We start from the raw sequence: 18,438 nt of genomic DNA, 5'->3' as shown, positions 1-18,438 counted from the left end.
GTGCCGCGGGAGACGATGACGCTCGCGGTCGAGACGGACCGTTCGGGCCGCGTGGTGGTGTCGGTGAAGGGCGAGATCGACCAGGCCGCGGCGGTCAAGCTGCTGCACAAGCTGGACCGCCTGGTCGCCGAGGGCCGGTCGCGGATCGTGCTGGACATGTCCGGGGTGCGGTTCTGCGGCGCGCAGGCGTTGAGCGCGCTGGTGCGCACGCGGGCGCGGGCCGACCGCGCGGGCGGCTGGCTGCGCCTGGCGGGCACGCCGCCGCACGTGCGCAAGGTGATCGCGGTGACCGACCTGGACCGGCTGCTGCCCAACCACGAGGACGTGGCCGCCGCGCTGCTCGGCAGGCGGTCGACGGCGGGGACGGCCAAGTAATCCAGGGGCGCGCGCGGCCGGTCCGCGCGTACGTTGCCGCGGTGGAGATCCGCACCGCGCGAGCCGACGAGCTCGTCCTGCTGCAAGCCCTTGAGGACGCCTCCGGCGAGGTGTTCCGGACCGTCGGCATGCCGGAGATCGCCGACGACGACCCGCTGCCCCTCGACGTGCTGACCCGCCTGCACGGCCTCGGCCGGGTGTGGGTGGCGGCCGACCCGGACCCGGTGGCGTGGGTCGCCGTGGACGAGGTCGACGGGTGCGCGCACGTCGAGCAGGTGAGCGTCCACCCCGACCGGGCGCGGCGCGGCATCGGCAGGCGGCTGCTCGACCACGTGGACGGGTGGGCCCGCGAGTGGGGTCTGCCCGCGGTCACGCTGACCACGTTCCGGGACGTCCCGTGGAACGCGCCGTACTACCAGCGGCTGGGGTTCGCCCCGGTGGAGGTGCTGACGCCGGGGCTGGCGGAGGTCGTCGCACGGGAGGCGGCGCACGGCCTGGACCCGAGCACGAGGGTCTGCCTGCGCCGGGAGGTGGGCCCGGCATGACGCACCTCTCAGATCCACCGGGTTTCGAGGTGGCGCACAGCGGGCAATCCCGGCGGGACCCCTCACCGAGAGGCTGCTCCAGCGATGGTCCACTTCGTGCACGAAGCCCTGTTCTACCGGGACCCCGGCCAGTACGTGGCCGGTACCGTCCCCTTCGTGCTGGACGGCCTGGCCGCCGGTGAGCCCGTCCTCGTCGCCGTGCCGCCGACCGGGATCGACCTGATCCGCGGCGAGCTCGGCTCCCGCGCCGCGGACGTGGAGTTCCTCGACATGACGCGGGGCGGCCGCAACCCCGGCCGGATCATCCCCGGTGTGCTGACCGAGTTCGCCGACTCCCACCCCACCCCCGTGCGGATCGTCGGCGAGCCGATCTGGGCGGGCCGCTCGGCCACCGAGTACCCGGCGTGCGTGCAGCACGAGGCCCTGATCAACACCGCGTTCGACGGCAGGCGCGCGGCCATCCTCTGCCCGTACGACACCGCCGAGCTGGCCCCCGACGTGCTGAAGGACGCCGAGCGCACGCACCCCGTGCTGGTCGAGGGCGGCAGGCGCGCGCCGAGCGAGCGCTACGACGACCCGCTGCGCACGGCGACCGACTTCAACGTCCCGTTACCCGACCCGCCGTCGTCCGCGCGCACGCACCGCTTCGACGCGTCGAACATGACCGAGACCCGCGGGCTCATCGCCGCCCACGCGCTGGCGGCGGGCCTGGGCGAGGACAAGGCCGACGACCTCGTGCTCGCGGTGAACGAGCTGACCACGAACAGCGTCGTGCACGCGACCGGCGGCGGCGAGCTGCTGCTGTGGCGCGAGGGCGCGACCGTCGTGTGCGAGGTCCGCGACGGCGGTGCGCTGGACGACCTCATGGTGGGGCGCCTCAAGCCGCCGCCGAACACCAGGGGCGGGTACGGCGTCGTGATGGTCAACCTGCTGTGCGACCTCGTGCGCATCCACTCGGACGCGGCCGGGACGGCCATCCGCGTGCACCTCGCCTGAGGCATCACCCGATCGGTCCTGGTTGTCGCGCTCATGTCACGCGCGGGCCTCACCGCCGTCATCCTTGTCTGGTTGTCTGGAGGCATTCCGGACGCCGTCGGCGGAGGACCTTCGACACATGACGACCGAACAACTGAGCCCGCTGGACGTCGCCTTCCTCTGCTTGGAGGACGACAAGAACCCGATGCACCTGGGGGCGGTGGCGACGTTCGCGCCGCACCAGCCGGTGCACCCGGCGCGCATCGTGGCGCTGCTGTGCGAACGCGCGCAGGAGATCCCCAAGCTGCGCAAGCGGACCAGGGTGTCCTGGATGCCGCTGGGCGGGGCGTCCTGGGTGGACGATCCGTGCTTCGCCGTCGAGGACCACGTGACGGGGCACCACCTCCGCGGCCACGGCGGCGAGGACAGGTTCGCCGAGCTCGTGTCCGCGCTGATGGCGCAGCCGCTGGACATGAGCAGGCCGCCGTGGGAGCTGCACGTCGTGACCGGGCTGACCGGTGGGCGCTTCGCGGTCGTCGTGAAGCTGCACCACGCGCTGTGCGACGGCATGAAGGCCGTCGGGCTGGGCGTGCGCCTGCTCGACGACCTCGGCCGCGACCTGCCCGCGGCGCAGGACTGCGAACCGGAGCCCGTCGGGCTCGCGACGTCCGTCGTGGACTCGGTGAAGGGGTTCGCGAACACGGCCACCATCGCCTCGGCGGTGCTGCGCAGCGCCCGCACGCCGATCACCCGCTCTCCCGTGCTGACCCGGTCGTCGCGGCCCCGCCAGGTGGTCATGGCGCGGCTGGGGCTCGACGAGGTGCAGCGGGTGCGCAAGCAGCACGGCGGGACGGTGAACGACGTGCTGCTGGCGCTGGTGACGGGGGCGTTGCGGCAGTGGCTGGTGGCGCACGACAGCGCGGCCGCCGGGACGACCGTGCGGGCGCTGATCCCGGTGAGCCAGCGGGCGCGCGACCCCAAGGGCGCGTCCGGGAACCGGATCTCGGGGTTCCTGTGCGAGCTGCCCGTCGGCGAGTCGGACGCGCGTGAACGTTTGCGCGTGGTCCGGGCGGACATGGACCGGAACAAGGCGGCCGGGCCCGGCCGGGGGCCGGGGGCGCTGCCGCTGCTGGCGGACCGGATCCCGGCCGCGGTGCACCGGTTGGCCACGCCGTTCGCCGGTCGGTGCGCGCCGCTGCTGTTCGACGCCGTGGTCACCAGCGTCCACCTGCCCGCGCTGCCGTTGAAGCTGGACGGGGCGGAGCTGAAGGAGATGTACCCGGTGGCGCCGGTGGCGGCCGGGCACGCGGTGGGTGTCGCGCTGTCGGTCTACCGGACCGGCGTGCACATCTGCCTGCACACGAACCAGCCGTGGATCTCCGGATCGCGGTGGCTGCTCGCGGCGCTGCGCCGGGAGCTGGCCGCGCTCGACCTGCCGCAAGCGCGTGTAGACCGGGCATAGAAGTCGTCCGTACCGTCGAAGACCTCCAGAGCCCACGGGAGTCAACATGGAGCTGACGTCGACCACCGAGTCGGAAACGCAGGAGTTCTTGGTCCCGCCGCGGGAGTGGTGGGACGAGGAGCCGACGATCGTGCGGGGCGAGGACTGAGGGCTTCCCCGGCGCACCCCGGTGGGTGTCGTCGGGACCCACCGGGACGAGCGGCGGGCCCCGACGACGGCTTCTACAGGCGCGCCTTGGCGAACAGCTCCTCGTAGGCGTCCAGGACCGCGGGCACGCTGTACCGCTCGGCCGCCGCGGCCACACCCGACTCCTTGTCCGGCGGGCTGTCCCTCAGCTCGCGCAGGCGGTCGGTGATGTCGGCGGCCACCCCCGGACGCACCAGGGCGCCGAAGCCGGTCTCCTGGACGGGGATGCGGACGCCGGGCAGGTCGCTGGCCAGTGCCGGGACGCCCGCGAGCATGCCGACGACCTGCACGATGCCGAAGGCTTCGAAGGCGTTGACCGAGGGCAGGGCGAAGACGTCCATGGAGGCGTAGAAGTCGCCCAGCCGGTCGTCGGGGACGAAGCCGAGCAGCTTGATGCGCGGGTCGCCGTCGACGTGGCCGCGCACGCGGTCGATGACGCTGCCGCCCGCCACGTTGCCGAACTCGCCGCCGATGAGCAGGCGGGCGTCCGGGTCGTCCAGGGCGCGGAAGCCGTCGACCAGGAACTCGACGCCCTTCTCCTCGACGATGCGGCCGAGGAAGCCGACGTGCAGGCCGTCGCCGTCGCGGAAGGACGGCTTCCCCGCGGGCACCGGCCGGCAGGGCGGGGGAATGGCGGCCATGGTGGGGGCGATGGAGGGCCAGAGGCGGCTGTGCCGGGCGTAGTCCTCGCTGGTGACGGCGACGGTCCTGGCGTGCTTCATGGCGAGCTTGCTGGAGGCGTCGATCACCTTGCCCTGCACGGAGTTCACCAGGCCGGGCGGCAGGCTGACGTCGCAGTGGTAGGTGAGGACGACGGGGCAGCGAGCGCCCTTGGCGACGAGACCCGCTTCCAGCATGGGGAGGTGGACGTTCAGCACGTGGGCGGTCTTCGACGCGGCGACGACCATGCGGGTGAACTCGGGGCTGATGGTGCCCTTGCCGAGCTTGGCCAGCACGGGCGCGCGGGAGACCCGGACGCCGTTGACGACCTCCTCCGCGGGCAACGCGGGGTCGTGGCGGGTGGTGACGACGCGGACGCGCTGGCCGCGCGCGGCGAGGCCCTCAGCGACGTCCCTGGCGAAGTTGGTCAGCCCGGACACGTAGGGCGCGTAGTAGGTCAACGCGATGACCAGGTCGTCGTGCACGACGGTCCTCTCCGGAGGTGATGAGCAGGAACATGCCGGTGAACCAGCCGAGACCGGAGCCGACGAGGAACGAGAGCTCGGCGCGGAGCAGCAGGTCCGGCACGAGGGCGAACACCACGGCGGCGGACGCGATGCCCGCCAGCCAGCTCCAGGCGACCTTGGCGTGCAGCGCCGAGGCGACCAGCGCCTGGGTGGTGACGATGAGGCCGAGGTGGGCGGTGACGCCGACCGCCATGAGCACGAGGTCGCCGCCCGCGAGCTCGTAGGAGTCGCCGAACACCAGGCGGACCACCCACGGGCCGAGCAGGCCCGCGAAGACCGCGGCGGCGAGGCCGAACGCGGCCAGCACGGCGGTCAGCTTGGCCAGCGCCCTGACCAGGAGTCCCTTGCCCGCCTGGGAGAGCTTCGTCAACGACGGCAGCAGCGCGGTCTGCAGCGGGACGGCGACGAACAGCGGAACGCGGACCAGCAGGAACGCGGCCAGGAACCGACCGGCGGTGGCGGAGTCGGTGGCCACGGCCGCGACGACGACCGGAAGGCCGTTGAGCAGGAGCTGGGCGCAGACCGACCCGAGCAGCAGCGGGAGCGCGGACCGCAGGAAGTCCGAAGTGGACACTTCACCGGATCCGTCGCGCGGCAGCAGGAACAGCACCGGCAGGTGCGCGACGGCGATCGCGGCGACCAGCGTCCACGCGAACCCCGCGCTGTCGGTGGTGACGGCGAACCCGAGGCCCAGCGCGAACAGCACCCGCAGCGCGGTGTCCAGCACGAGCAGCCCGCCGTGCCAGGCGAGCCTGCCGCCGCCGATGAGCGCGCCGCGCACGAGGAACTGGCCTGCCGACACCAGGCACAGCGCGGCGACGGCGACGACCGCCCACGGGCGGCCGCCGAGCGGGTCGAGCAGCAGCGGGGACCCGGCCGCGACGACCAGCAGCTCCACCCCGGCGAGCCCCAGCGCGACCTTCGTCGCGGCACCCATGGCTTTCGCGGGCGACAACCTGGCCAATTCCTGTTCGACCGGAAGAAATGCGCCGAATCCGACGAGGAGCGAAAGCGACCAGAATGCGCCGAAGTACCCGTACTCGGCGGGTGTGACGTTTCTCGCGACCACGGCCAGGTAGGCGTTCACCAGCAGGCCGGACACCACGACGCACACCCCGACCAGTCCGATGGTCCTGGTTCCGCCGCTGGTAGACGTGCTCAGGACGGCTCCTTCCGCAGGGGGACGACAGGTGGGGTCGCCGGAACCATAACGGGGGTCCGGAGAGCGTCATGACCGCGTTCCGGGTACGTAACACGCTCCTCACCTGGTTAACACGATCGTTGCAGGAACCCCAGCAACCACGTTCCTGACGTAATTGGGCACCGCTAGCTTCACGCCTCGTCGATGAATATCCGGCCGACAGAGGACCACCACGAGTGACGACAACGATTACCCCTGCGCCCGAGATCGAGTCCACTCCACCCCGACGCCGGGACGGGACGGCTCTCCGGGCGATCGTCCTGGTCGCGGGCCTGCTCACCGTGGTCTTCGCGGGGCTGCTCCCCCTGGCCCCGGTGACCGTGAACGACCCGACCGTCCAGTGGCCGCTGGACGCCTCCGCGCCGCGGTCCACCAGCCTGGCGCTCGGCGCGTACAAGCCGCTCGGCCTGGACGTGCGGTTCAGCTGCGCCGCGGTCCGCGCCGCGGGTGACCCAGGGGTGGTCGTGGCGACCATCGACCCGGCCGTACCCGCCGCGGGGGAACGGGGTCTGGTCGTCCGGACGCGGGGCGACCGGCTGGTCGTCCAGGGTCCCGGCGTCACGCTGCTGGACACCACCGTGCCCACGGGCGACTGCGCCTACCAGGTGCACGGCGACGCGACCGGCCTGACGGTGCTGCGCGACGGCACCGAGGTGGGTCACGGTGGTGTGCTGCCGGACGTCCACTCGCTGGCCACCACGATCACCGCGCTGGGCGGGGCGACGACGGCCGACCTGGACGTCGAGGTGCGGGTGGACGACCAGTTCACCACCAGCCCGTCCACCGCGAAGATCGTGCTGATGGTGCTGCTGGCGCTCGCCGCCGCCACCGCCGTGGTCGGCCTGGTGCGGATGGACGTGCGGATCCCGTTGCCGCGCAGCGGTTTCCGACCGCGGCTCGTGGACATCGTGGTGCCCGCGGTCATGGTCCTGTGGGTGTTCCTCGCGCCGATGTCCGACGACGACGGCTACTACAGCGCGATGGCGCAGAACGTTCCGGTCACCGGCTACGTCGGCAACTACTACCAGCTCTTCAACCAGGGCTTCACGCCGTTCGCCTGGTTCTACTACTTCCTGGCCAAGTGGCAGGTCCTCGGCCTGGCACCGGTGGTGCTGCGCGTCCCGGCGCTGGTCTTCGGCCTGGTCACCTGGTTCACCGTGCGCTGGTTCGTCGCGCAGGCCAAGGTGCTGCCCGCCGCCTGGTCGCGGCGCAGCCCGTGGGTGGACCGCGCCGCGCGGGTCGTGCTCGGCTCGGCGTTCCTGGTGTGGTGGCTGCCGCTGGACATGGGCGTGCGGCCCGAGGGCGTGGTCACGATGTGCGGCGCGATCGTCCTGCTCGCCGTGGCGAAAGCCGTGGAACGGCAACGACTCGCGCCGATCGCGGTCGCCATCGGCGTCGGCGGCGTCGGGTTCTTCGCGCACCCCACGGGGTTCACGGTCCTGGCCCCGCTCATCGCCGGTCTGCCCTTCCTGATCCCGGTGCTGCGCAAGGACGCCGCGGACTGGAAGACCGTCCTGGCCCGCACGCTCGGCGTGCTCGCGCCGGGCGCGGTCGCGATGATCATGGCGTTCTCCGACGGCACGCTGCGCGACTTCGTGCACGCGCAGGACATCTTCATCCGGCTGGCCGGTCAGGACAGCTGGTACAGCGAGATCGCCCGGTACACGTTCCTGCTCAACGCGAGCGACCCGATGGCCAACTACGCCAAGCGCGCCCCCGTGCTGCTGTGCCTGGTGGCGCTGGTGTGGTTCGTCGTGCTGGTGACCGCCGCCCGCGCCCGGCGCGTGCCGGTGCCCGCCCGGTTGTCGCTGGCGGGCTGGTCGACGCTGTTCGCGTTCCTGCTGCTGTGGTTCACGCCGAGCAAGTGGACGCACCACTTCGGCAGCTTCTCCGGGATCGGCTCGGCGTTCCTGGCGCTGGTGCTGGTCGGTTCCATCCCGTTGGCGCGCGAGCTGACCCGCGACCGCAAGGTGCCGCTGCCGATCGTGGCGGGCGCCGTGGTCAGCGTGTCGGCGATGATGGCGCTGGCCTTCCACGGCGCCAACAAGTGGCCGTACTCGTGGTTGCTGGGCATCCCGAACCCGAACGTCTCGCCGGGTGTCTCGGTGGTGCGGTTCGACAAGCCCTACTGGGGGATCATCGCGATCGCGGTGGTGGCGTTCCTGGTGGCGCGCAGGCTGCCGCACTGGCGCAAGCTCTCCGTCGTCGTCGCGATCCCGACCGTGGTGGTGCTGTTCTTCCTGGCCAACATCACCTACCTGGTCGGCGGTTTCTCCTACGCGACCGTGCGGACGCTCGGCACCTGGTCTCCGTGGGCCGCCAACGTCCGCGACCCGCTGGCGACCGACTGCGGTGCGGCGGAGGCGATCGACGTGCTCGACGTGCGCGGCGCACAACCCCTGGCCGCGCTCGCGGGCCAGCCGCCCGTGGACCAGTCGGCGTTCGCGGAGGGGCGCGGGTGGTTCCCGTCCTCCGCCCCGCCCGAGGGCCGCGCGGGTGAGCTCGCCTGGGGCAGCCTGGTGCAGCGGCCGGGTGAGCGGATCCCGGAGCAGACCGTCGGCACGATGACGACGCCGTGGTTCGTCCTCAACGGCGGGCCCGACGCGACCGCCGTGCTGGTGGCCGGGATGCTGGGCCACGGCAACACCCTGGTCGCCGAGTACGGCACCACGGCGGGCAAGGTCCTCTCCAGCACGCCGATGACCGACGCGCAGGACAGCGTGATGTGGCGCGACCTGGTGCTGCCCGCGGCCCCCGCGGGTGCCGAGACCGTGCGGCTGGTCGTCACCGACGGCTCGATGGACTGGGGCGGCTGGCTCGCGGTCACCGCGCCCTCGGTGCAGCGCGCGGTGGCGTTGAAGGACTACCTGCCCAAGGACGCCGCGGTCGCCGTCGCGTGGCAGTTCGCGTTCCTGTTCCCCTGCCAGCGCCAGCCCGAGCTGCGCGACGGGATCGTCGAGCCCGTCTCCTACGCCGTGCAGTGGGGCGACACCGCCACCGCCGGGATCTCCGACGCCACCTGGCAACCCGTCCGCGGCGGTCTCTTCGGCGACGTCCTGGTGTCGCAGTCGATCACCAACCTGACCGCCGGGATGCACGACTTCCCCGGCCCGTTCCCGACCCAGGTCTACCAGACCGCGGCGCGGTACCCGGCGGACCAGTACACCACCACCCACCAGCGCAAGACCCTGTTCGGCTGGGAGGCCATGTCATGACCGGCTCGATGAGCGCACGGGAGGCCGTGGCGCTCGGAGCGGTGCAGTCGGCGCTCGGATCACCACCCGTGGTCCGGGCGGCGAAAGCCCTGTCGCTGTTCGGCGAGCACAGCGCGGGGTGGTTCGCGCTCGGCCTCGTCGGCGCCGCCGTCGACCGCGACCACCGGCGCGAGTGGGCCGTCGCGGCGGGCTCCGTCGTCGCCGCGCACGCCGCGTCCATCGTGGTGAAGCGGATCGTGCGGCGGACCAGACCCGACCACCCGGACGTCCGGGTGCTGGCGGGCACGCCGAGCAGGCTCAGCTTCCCGTCCTCGCACGCCACGTCCACCACGACCGCCGCGATCCTCTACGGCGCGTTGACCAAGCAGCCCCTGACACCGCTGCTGGTGCCCCCGATGGTCGTCAGCAGGCTCGTGCTGGGCGTGCACTACCCGAGCGACGTCATCGCCGGGTCGCTGCTGGGCGCGCTCGTCGCGGGCGGCGTCCGGCGGCTCACCGCCCGCCGCCCCGACCAGGAGGAGCGATGACCGTGGCCGTGGAAGCCAACACCCGCCCCGCGCCCTGGCGCACGTTCGTCGGGCTGGTCAAGACCGCGCGCCCCCACCAGTGGACCAAGAACGTCCTGGTGCTCGCCGCACCGTTCGCCTCGACCCGGATCCTCGACGTCGACGTCCTGCGCTCCGCCGCACTGGCCTTCGCCGCGTTCTGCCTGGCCGCGTCGTCGATCTACCTCGTCAACGACGCCATGGACGTGCTCGGCGACCGCGAGCACCCGAAGAAGCGGTTCCGGCCGATCGCCGCGGGCGTCGTGCCGGTGCCGCTCGCCTACGGCGCGGCCGGTGTGCTGATGCTCGGCTCGCTGGCCACAGCGGCCGTCGCGAACTGGACGCTCGTCATCATCATGGCCGTGTACCTGGTGGTGCAGCTGGGTTACTGCTTCGGCCTCAAGCACCAGCCGGTGCTGGAGCTGTGCATCGTCGCGTCCGGGTTCCTGCTGCGGTGCATCGCGGGCGGGGTGGCGGCGGGCATCGTCCCGTCGCAGTGGTTCCTCCTGGTGACGGCGTTCGGCTCGCTGTTCATCGTGGCGGGCAAGCGGTACGCGGAGATCAAGCTGTTCGAGAGCACCGGCGCCGCGATCCGGCACTCGCTCACCAAGTACTCCGAGACCTACCTGCGCTTCGTCTGGGCGACCTCGGCCGCCGTGGTCAACATGACCTACGGCCTGTGGGCGTTCGAGATCAGCCAGCGCACCCACAACCAGTGGGGCGCCCTGTCCATGGTCCCGTTCGTGATCGCCGTGCTGCGCTACGCGGTGGACGTCGACAGCGGCAAGGCGGGCGCACCGGACGAGATGGCCCGCACCGACCACGTCCTCCAGGTGCTCGGCGTGATCTGGCTCGCGGCGCTCACGCTCGCGATCTACGTCTGACCACCGCCCGCACTGCACCGGACGCCCGCTCCTGCTGGACCCGCCGCTTCGCCGCGGCGGGACCGGTGGGAGCGGGCGAGCCCATCCGCGCTTCGGACGACGGTCACGAGTCGGGCTGGTCGAGGACAACGGTAGGACAATCGACTCCGGTGGGATCTCCGCCTCCTGCAAGAACAAGGAGGCCTGCTCGAGGTCGTACTCCTCGTGAATGGCCGCTGCGATCTTTCGGGTCAGTGCGGCAGATGCGAAGCTCCTGGACGAAACCCCGCAGTCGCGATTCCTCGGTCACGAGCCCACCGGCAAGCTCTTCCACCAGTTGAAGGCCGGTCACTCCCCGAGCAACGCCGCCGCCCGCCCGCTCTGATCAGTGAGGCGAAGAGCAGTGGCTCGCGGCGCTCACGCTCGCGATCTACGTCTGACCACCTCAGCCGTGTGATTCCCCACCCGTCGGCGTTTCGCGGCCCACGGGTGGGGAATCCGGCTTCCCATGACCAACACGCTGCTGCTGGACGTCGACGGCACGCTGGTGGACACCAACTACCACCACGCGGTCGCCTGGGTGCGGGCGTTCGGGTCGGCGGGGATCGCGGTGCCCGCGTGGAAGGTGCACCGGTCGATCGGCATGGGTGGTGACCGGCTCGTGGAGGCGGTCGCGGGTGAGCACGTCGAGGCGGAGCACGGGGACGAGCTGCGCAAGGCGTGGGAGCACGAGTTCGAGCCGATGCTCCGGGAGATCCGCCCGCTGGAGGGCGCGCACCGGCTGGTCACCTCCGCCGTGTCCGAGCACGGGCTGCACGTCGTGCTGGCCAGTTCGGGCAAGCGCGAGCACGTCGAGCACTACCTCGACCTGCTCGACGTGCGCGACGCCGTCACGGCGTTCACCACGTCCGAGGACGCCGAGGACAGCAAACCGGCGCCGGACCTGCTCCAGGTCGCCCTGTCGCACGTCGACACCGAGCGCGCGGTCGTCATCGGCGACTCGGTGTGGGACTGCGAGGCGGCCAAGAGGATCGGCCTGCCCGTCGTCGCCCTGCGCACCGGCGGCTTCGGCGAGGCCGAGCTGCGGGAGCACGGCGCTTCCGCCGTGTACGAGGGTTTGGACAACCTCCGCGCCGACCTCGCCGATCTCCCCTTCGCGACCGTCTAGGAGGCTCACCATGCGCATCGGCTACACCTTGATGACCGAGCAGGCCGGGGCCAGAGCGCTCGTCGGGCACGCCGCCGCGGCCGAGCGGGCGGGCTTCGACTTCGAGGTCATGAGCGACCACTACTTCCCGTGGCTGGACGAGCAGGGCCACGCGCCGTACGCGTGGAGCGTGCTCGGGGCCGTCAGCATCGCCACCGAGCAGGTCGACCTGATGACCTACGTGACCTGCCCGACCATGCGCTACCACCCGGCCGTCGTGGCGCAGAAGGCCGCCACGGTGCAGGAGCTCAGCGGTGGCCGCTTCACCCTCGGCCTCGGCTCCGGCGAGAACCTCAACGAGCACGTGCTCGGCCGCGGCTGGCCGCCGGTGAACGTCCGGCACGAGATGCTGGGCGAGGCCGTCGAGATCATCTCCCAGCTGTTCGACGGCGGGTACGTCGACTACGTCGGCGACCACTTCCGGGTCGACTCGGCCAAGCTGTGGGACAGGCCGGAGAAGCGCGTCCCGATCGCGGTCGCCGTCTCGGGTTCCCAGTCCGTGCAGCGGTTCGCGCCGGTGGCCGACACCATGGTCGCCGTCGAGCCGGACGCGGAGCTGGTGCGCTCGTGGGACGTGTTCCACGGCGACGGCGGCACCTCGCGCAAGGTGGGCCAGCTCCCGGTCTGCTGGGACCCCGACCGCGAGGAGGCCGTGCGCCGGGCGCACGAGCAGTTCCGCTGGTTCGCGGGCGGCTGGAAGGTCAACGCGGAGATCCCCGGCACGGCGGGCTTCGCGGCCGCCAGCCAGTACGTCACGCCCGAGGACGTCGCGAAGAACATCCCCTGCGGGCCCGACGTGGAGCCGATCGTGGCCGCCGTGCGCGAGTTCCGCGAGGCCGGTTTCACCGACCTGGCACTGGTCCAGGTCGGCGGCGAGCACCAGGACGACTTCCTGGACTTCGCGAAGGGCGAGCTGCTGCCCGCGCTCCGCGGAGCCTGAACGTCCACAGTGGACCGCCCTCAGGTGCCGTCGCTGGGCGGCGGGGTCGAGCTGGAGAAGTGCGGGCAGGGAGGCGGGCTCCCGTCCGGGAGCGGCGGCGGCGGATCCACCCCCTCCGGCAGCGGCGGGCAGCCCGGTGGCGGTTGTCGCCGGGACCCCGACCGCGGCGGCGGCTGCACCACGGTCACGGTGTGCGTGGTCGACCCGTCCCCCGCCCCCGACGGCCCGCCGCCACCGCCCGGAGACTGCTTCGCGGGATCGGTCCCGGTGTTCGCCAGCGCCACCACGACACCGATCAGCGCGGCGGCCACCGCCCCGGCCAGCACGACGGTCAGCCGGGCGGGCGTCCGCTTCTTCACCAGCGGGGTGGCGCGGGTGGGCTCGTCGTCGAAGGCCGCCTTGATGTCGGTCAGCGGCGGCACGCCGACGCTGGCCTCCTGGGCCGCCCGCAGCAGCTCCGCGCACTGGGCCGCCCGCGGCCTGCGGCTCGGGTCCGAGTGCGTCATCGACACCAGCAGCTCGGTCCACGGCTCCGGCAGCCCGGCGGGCACGCGGGCGGGCCGCGACAACCGCGCCAGCGCGGCCTCGGTGTCGCCGCCGGGGTACTCGGCCTGGCCGGTCAGGCACTCCAGCAGCACGAGCCCGAGCGCGTAGATGTCCGTCGGCGGCGCCACCTCCCGGCCGCGCAGCTGTTCGGGCGCCAGGTAGCCGGCGGTGCCGACCAGGAGGCCGGAGCGCGTCACGCGGGTCGCGTGCGCCTGCAGCGCCAGGCCGAAGTCCGCGAGGTAGGCCTGCCGCCCGGTGTCGTCCAGCAGGATGTTCGACGGCTTGATGTCGCGGTGCACGATCCCCCACGCGTGCACGAAGTCCAGCGTGTCCGCCACCTGCGCGCCGACGCGGGCGACCAGCGACGGCGGCAGCGGCTGGCGCATCCGCTGGCGCAGCGTGCCGCCGTCGACGACCTGCATCACGTAGTAGGGCCTGCCGCGGTGCGATCCGGTGTCGAACACCGTGACGACGCCGGGGGTGTGCAGCGCGGCGAGCATCTGCGCCTCGCGGTCGAGCCGGATCTGGTCCTCGGGCGTGGCACCGCTGAGGAAGAGCTTCACGGCGACGGAGCGGTCGAGCCGGGAGTCGTGGGCGCGGTAGACCTCGGCCATGCCGCCGGTGCCCAGTAGACTGCCCAGTTCATACCGGCCGCCGACGACCTTGCCACTCTGGTCACCGTCCCAGACGGCGGTCGCTTCACTGCGGCTGGTCATCCCCGACTGGCCCTCCCGCTTAGCAGATCACCCGATCGCAACCTACCCGCCAGGGGCCGAAGTTGCCCCTGTGGGGTCGAATCCGATGATCACCGTCACCCGGCGCGACCCACTGTCGACCGGGCGTGCAGATGCACGTGCATCTAAACGGTAGTCGGCTGTCAAGCCTCCAGTGTTACGCGCAGAGAGCCAGCCACAACTCAGCGCGCACGCCGGGGACGTCCAAAGACCGTCCCAGCAGCGCTTCCGCCTTGCGGACGCGGTTGCGCAGGGTGTGCCGGTGCACGCCCAGGCGGGCCGCGGCGGGATCCCACTGGCCGTGGTGGGCGAGCCACACACGCAGGGTTTCCCGCAGTTCAGGGGAAAGCGGTGCCAACAGCGACTCGGCGAACGCGCGTCCCGCGCCGTCGGGGAGCAACGACATCAGGCCCGCACCCGCCAAGTCGGCGAAATGTACCTCCGGCACCGAGCGCCGCGCGACCGCCAAAGCGGCTAAAGCCTGGCGGAAACCCTCGCCCACGGCGGTGATTCCCACCGGCGTGGACACACCGAGCAGCGCGCCCGGCAGCACCGGTACTTCCTGCGCCACCACGACGACGTGCCCGTCGACCTCCGCGGCGAACCCCGGCACGTCCTCGACCTCCACGCCGTCGACCACGACCACGCGCACCGGTCCGTCCGGCAGGTCCGGCACGAGGTCCACGCGACCGGCCGCCAGGAGGTGGAACTCCGCGGTGCGCAAGCGCCTGCGCGCGGAGTCGGACTGGGCCAAGGACAGGGTGAGCAACGACGCCGCCGTGGTCACGATGTCGCGGTCGGCCGGGTCCCACGGCTCGTCGCGGACGACCACCAGGAACCCGCGCCCGCGACCGCCGAGGACCTGCGCCACGACGTGCCCTCCGTCGGCGGAGAACGCCGAGCTGGCCAGCCCGCCGGAGGCCCGCAGCCGGGCCAGTTCCGGTGCCAGGTCGGGCATCGGGCGGCGGCCGAAGCCGTGCACGGGCTCCCCCGCCGGGTCGAGCAGCACGACCCGCGCCCCCACCCACTGGCCCAGCCGCCGCACCACCGCGGCCATCCCGTCGCGGCCGACCGCCGCCCGCGTCAACGCCCGCCGCGCCTCGCCGGCACGGGTCAGCGCCGCGTACTCGTCGGCGGCCACGGCCCGCGACACCGCTTTGCTCAGCGCGATGAACGGCGTCTCGCGCGGCACCTCCAGCAGCGGCAGGCCCGCTCGCGCCGCGGCCGCCACCAGACCGGGCGGCACGACGGCGTGGCTCAGCCCGGTGCCGAACCCCAGCCCCACCACGCCGACCGCGGCCAGCCGCTCGACGTAGCCGCGGAAACCGCGCCGCACGGCCAGTCCCGTGGTGAGCAGCAGCTCACCGCCCTCCAGGAACGGTGTCGGGTCGACCAGCTCGGTGCCGTGCACCCAGGACACCACCCGGTCCAGGCCAGCCGCGCCCGCGAGCACCGGCAGCCGCAGGTCGTCCACCAGGGAGCGCAGGGTCAGGGGCATGCCAGTTTGTACATCAGCGGCCCCGGAAGTGGCCACATCCGGCACTGCGCGCCCCGCGGAACCCGACCATGCTGGAGCCATGACGCGACTGCGCACCGAACTGCCCGGTCCCCGATCCCTCGAACTGGCCGCCCGCCGCAAGAACGCGGTGGCCTCCGGGGTCGGGTCGACCCTCCCGGTCTACATCGACTCCGCCGAAGACGGGCTGCTGGTCGACGTCGACGGCAACCGGCTCATCGACCTCGGCTCCGGCATCGCCGTGACGGGCGTCGGCAACCCGGCGCCCGCGGTCGCCGAGGCCGTGCACGAGCAGATCGACAGGTTCAGCCACACCTGCTTCATGATCACGCCGTACGAGGGGTACCTGGAGGTCTGCGAGCAGCTCAACGAGCTGACGCCGGGCGACCACGAGAAGCGGTCGGTGCTCTTCAACTCCGGCGCGGAGGCGGTGGAGAACGCGGTCAAGATCGCCCGGCACGCCACCGGGCGGCAGGCGGTCGTCGTGTTCGACCACGCCTACCACGGCCGCACGAACCTCACGATGGCGCTGACGGCCAAGAACATGCCGTACAAGCACGGTTTCGGGCCGTTCGCGGGCGAGATCTACCGGGTCCCGATGTCCTACCCCTACCGCGACGGCGGGCTCAGCGGCGCCGAGGCCGCGGCGCGCGCGATCGACCTGATCGAGAAGCAGGTCGGCGTCGACACCGCGGCGTGCGTGCTGATCGAGCCGATCCAGGGCGAGGGCGGGTTCGTCGTGCCCGCGGAGGGTTTCCTGCCCGCCATCGCCGAGTGGTGCGCGCGCACCGGCGCCCTGCTGGTGGCCGACGAGATCCAGACCGGCTTCTGCCGCACGGGTTCCTGGTTCGCCAGCGACCACGAGGGCGTGGTGCCGGACATGGTGACCACCGCCAAGGGCATCGCGGGCGGGATGCCGCTGGCCGCGGTCACCGGGCGCGCCGAGGTGATGGACGCCGTGCACGTCGGCGGCCTGGGCGGCACCTACGGCGGCAACCCGGTCGCGTGCGCCGCGGCGCTGGGCGCGATCCGGACCATGCGCGAGCGCGACCTGTCCGCCGCCGCGCGCCGGATCGAGGACGCCGTGCTGCCCAGGCTGAGGGCGTTGGCGGAGAAGACCAGTACTTTCACGCCCTCCGCTGGGACAAGCACGTCGGGCGAAACCTCCACGCCCTCCGCTGGGACAAGCACGTCGGGCGGCCTGATCGGCGACATCCGCGGCCGCGGCGCGATGCTGGCGGTGGAGTTCACCGAACCGACGCCGGACATCGCGAGCCGGGTCGCGAAGGCCTGCCACGCCGCCGGTGTGGTCGTGCTGACCTGCGGCACCTACGGCAACGTGATCCGGTTCCTGCCCCCGCTGGTCATCCCGGACGACCTGCTGGCCGAGGGCATGGACATCTTCGAGCAGGCGGTCCTGGGAGTGGCGAAGTGACGACCCCGTACTGGGTCGCGGGTACCGCGACCACGAGCGAGACCGAGCTGGCCGTGCACAGCCCGTTCGACGGAGCCCTGGTGGGCACGACGTCCCAGGCGAGCGCGCGGGACGTGGAACGGGCGGTGGCCGCCGCCGAGGCGGTCGCGCCGGAGCTGGCCGTGCTGCCCGCGCACGCCCGCGCCGCCGCGCTGGACCACGTCTCGCGCAGGCTGGCCGAGCGCGCGGACGAGATCGCCGCGCTGATCACCGGCGAGTCCGGCAAGCCGGTGAAGTGGGCCCGCGTCGAGGTGACCAGGGCGGTGTCGACGTTCCGCTGGGCCGCCGAGGAGGCACGCCGGTTCTCCGGCGAGCTCCAACGGCTGGACACCGACCCGGCCGCGAACGGCCGGATGGCGCTGGTGCGCCGGGTGCCGCGCGGACCGGTGCTGGGCATCGCGCCGTTCAACTTCCCGCTGAACCTGGTGGCGCACAAGGTGGCCCCCGCCATCGCGGTCGGCGCGCCGATCGTGCTCAAGCCCGCGCCCGCCACCCCGCTGGTCGCCCTGCTGCTGGGCGAGCTGCTGGCCGAGACCGACCTGCCCGCGGGCGCGTGGTCGGTGCTGCCGGTGCCGAACGAGGTCGCCGCCGAGCTGGTCGCCGACCCGCGGCTGCCCGTCGTGTCGTTCACCGGTTCCGGCCCGGTGGGCTACGGGATCCAGGACCGGGTGCCGCGCAAGCACGTCACGCTGGAGCTGGGCGGCAACGCGGCGGCCATCGTCTGTCCTGATTGGACGGACCTGGACTGGGCGGCGCAGCGGATCGCCACGTTCGCGATGTACCAGGGCGGCCAGTCGTGCATCTCGGTGCAGCGGGTGTACGCGCACCGCGACGTCTACGACGAGGTGTCCGCGGCCGTGGTGGCGCACGTGCGCAAGCTGGGCACGGGTGACCCCTCGGACCCGGCCACGGACGTCGGCCCGCTCATCAACCGGCCCGCGGCCGAACGGGTGGAGTCCTGGGTGGCCGAGGCCGTCGCGGCGGGCGCGGACCTGCTGACCGGCGGCGGGCGGGACGGCTCGACCGTCGCGCCCACCGTGCTCGCCGGTGTGCCCGAGGACGCCAGGGTCGTGGCCGAGGAGGTGTTCGGGCCGGTCGTGGTGCTCCAGGCGGTCGACAGCGTCGACGAGGCGTTCGAGCGGGTCAACGCGTCGCGCTTCGGCCTGCAGGCCGGGGTGTTCACCCACGACCTGCGGGTCGCCTTCCGGGCGTCGGCGAGGCTCGCCGTCGGCGGCGTGATCGTCGGCGACGTGCCGAGCTTCCGGGCCGACCAGATGCCCTACGGCGGCGTGAAGGAGTCCGGGACGGGCCGCGAAGGCCTCAGGTCGGCCATGGAGGACCTCACTGAGCAGCGCGTTCTCGTGCTGACCGGACTCACCATCTGACGGCGCAGACATCGGAGGCATTACCAGTTTTGGCCTACCTGCGGACCTCCACAGGCTTGCCCGCCCGATCTTGACGGCTCGC

Annotated in this window: 16 protein-coding genes; 12 read left to right on the top strand and 4 right to left on the bottom strand. The window is 72.6% G+C overall.

What is annotated here, in order from left to right:
• The 4 genes from CLV43_RS30965 (at nucleotide 1) to CLV43_RS30950 (ending at nucleotide 3,357) form a co-directional block, all read left to right on the top strand.
• Nucleotides 1–375, top strand: a complete 375-nt coding sequence (locus CLV43_RS30965; protein ID WP_245887115.1) for an STAS domain-containing protein — start codon at nucleotides 1–3, stop codon at nucleotides 373–375.
• 41 nt (nucleotides 376–416) lie between these two features.
• Nucleotides 417–920 carry a GNAT family N-acetyltransferase gene (locus tag CLV43_RS30960; RefSeq protein ID WP_106191553.1) on the top strand — a complete coding sequence of 168 codons (504 nt, stop codon included), beginning with the start codon at nucleotides 417–419 and terminating at the stop codon, nucleotides 918–920.
• Nucleotides 921–1,016: 96 nt separating this feature from the next.
• Nucleotides 1,017–1,916 carry an anti-sigma factor RsbA family regulatory protein gene (locus CLV43_RS30955; RefSeq protein WP_106191921.1) on the top strand — a complete coding sequence of 300 codons (900 nt, stop codon included), beginning with the start codon at nucleotides 1,017–1,019 and terminating at the stop codon, nucleotides 1,914–1,916.
• A gap of 118 nt (nucleotides 1,917–2,034) precedes the next feature.
• The gene (locus CLV43_RS30950) at nucleotides 2,035–3,357 is read left to right on the top strand and encodes a wax ester/triacylglycerol synthase family O-acyltransferase (protein WP_106191551.1); all 1,323 of its coding nucleotides are present in this window, start codon (nucleotides 2,035–2,037) and stop codon (nucleotides 3,355–3,357) included.
• A 221-nt stretch (nucleotides 3,358–3,578) separates the two neighbouring features.
• Here the strand turns inward: CLV43_RS30950 and CLV43_RS30945 are convergent, their stop codons facing one another.
• Both CLV43_RS30945 and CLV43_RS47270 read right to left on the bottom strand, forming a co-directional pair.
• Nucleotides 3,579–4,688: a glycosyltransferase family 4 protein gene (locus CLV43_RS30945; protein WP_106191549.1), complete on the bottom strand. Its 1,110-nt coding sequence runs from the start codon at nucleotides 4,686–4,688 to the stop codon at nucleotides 3,579–3,581.
• The gene (locus CLV43_RS47270; protein WP_146174970.1) at nucleotides 4,606–5,835 is read right to left on the bottom strand and encodes an MATE family efflux transporter; all 1,230 of its coding nucleotides are present in this window, start codon (nucleotides 5,833–5,835) and stop codon (nucleotides 4,606–4,608) included. The genes CLV43_RS30945 and CLV43_RS47270 overlap by 83 nt, the downstream gene beginning before the upstream one ends.
• Before the next feature lie 272 nt (nucleotides 5,836–6,107).
• On the opposite strand from CLV43_RS47270, the gene CLV43_RS30930 reads away from it, so the two are divergent.
• From CLV43_RS30930 to CLV43_RS30910, 6 genes are all read left to right on the top strand, one after another.
• Nucleotides 6,108–9,146, top strand: coding sequence for an arabinosyltransferase domain-containing protein (locus CLV43_RS30930; RefSeq protein ID WP_106191544.1), 3,039 nt, complete (start codon nucleotides 6,108–6,110; stop codon nucleotides 9,144–9,146).
• On the top strand, nucleotides 9,143–9,673 hold the full coding sequence (locus tag CLV43_RS30925; protein WP_106191543.1) for a phosphatase PAP2 family protein: 531 nt from the start codon (nucleotides 9,143–9,145) through the stop codon (nucleotides 9,671–9,673). The genes CLV43_RS30930 and CLV43_RS30925 overlap by 4 nt, the downstream gene beginning before the upstream one ends.
• On the top strand, nucleotides 9,670–10,575 hold the full coding sequence (locus CLV43_RS30920; protein ID WP_106191541.1) for a decaprenyl-phosphate phosphoribosyltransferase: 906 nt from the start codon (nucleotides 9,670–9,672) through the stop codon (nucleotides 10,573–10,575). Before CLV43_RS30925 ends, CLV43_RS30920 begins: the two co-directional genes overlap by 4 nt.
• A 208-nt stretch (nucleotides 10,576–10,783) precedes the next feature.
• Nucleotides 10,784–10,939 (top strand): hypothetical protein, encoded by a 156-nt coding sequence (locus tag CLV43_RS48005; protein ID WP_170156088.1) that lies wholly within the window; start codon nucleotides 10,784–10,786, stop codon nucleotides 10,937–10,939.
• A gap of 123 nt (nucleotides 10,940–11,062) precedes the next feature.
• Nucleotides 11,063–11,722: an HAD family hydrolase gene (locus tag CLV43_RS30915; RefSeq protein WP_106191540.1), complete on the top strand. Its 660-nt coding sequence runs from the start codon at nucleotides 11,063–11,065 to the stop codon at nucleotides 11,720–11,722.
• Between the two features lie 10 nt (nucleotides 11,723–11,732).
• Nucleotides 11,733–12,701, top strand: coding sequence for a TIGR03557 family F420-dependent LLM class oxidoreductase (locus CLV43_RS30910; RefSeq protein WP_106191538.1), 969 nt, complete (start codon nucleotides 11,733–11,735; stop codon nucleotides 12,699–12,701).
• Nucleotides 12,702–12,721: 20 nt separating this feature from the next.
• On the opposite strand, the gene CLV43_RS30905 is transcribed toward CLV43_RS30910, so the two are convergent.
• A complete protein-coding gene (locus CLV43_RS30905) occupies nucleotides 12,722–13,963 on the bottom strand; it encodes a serine/threonine-protein kinase (RefSeq protein ID WP_106191536.1) in 1,242 nt (413 codons plus the stop codon).
• 175 nt (nucleotides 13,964–14,138) lie between these two features.
• Entirely contained in the window at nucleotides 14,139–15,479 is a 1,341-nt protein-coding gene (locus CLV43_RS30900) for a PucR family transcriptional regulator (protein WP_106191535.1), read from the bottom strand.
• 79 nt (nucleotides 15,480–15,558) lie between these two features.
• On the opposite strand from CLV43_RS30900, the gene CLV43_RS30895 reads away from it, so the two are divergent.
• Nucleotides 15,559–16,932 (top strand): aspartate aminotransferase family protein, encoded by a 1,374-nt coding sequence (locus CLV43_RS30895; protein WP_106191533.1) that lies wholly within the window; start codon nucleotides 15,559–15,561, stop codon nucleotides 16,930–16,932.
• A complete protein-coding gene (locus CLV43_RS30890) occupies nucleotides 16,929–18,356 on the top strand; it encodes an aldehyde dehydrogenase family protein (protein WP_106191531.1) in 1,428 nt (475 codons plus the stop codon). The genes CLV43_RS30895 and CLV43_RS30890 overlap by 4 nt, the downstream gene beginning before the upstream one ends.
• The last annotated feature ends 82 nt before the right edge of the window (nucleotides 18,357–18,438 follow it).

The sequence above is a fragment of the Umezawaea tangerina genome (genome assembly GCF_003002815.1).
Lineage (GTDB): Bacteria > Actinomycetota > Actinomycetes > Mycobacteriales > Pseudonocardiaceae > Umezawaea > Umezawaea tangerina.
This window is presented reverse-complemented; position numbering and strand designations above follow the sequence as displayed.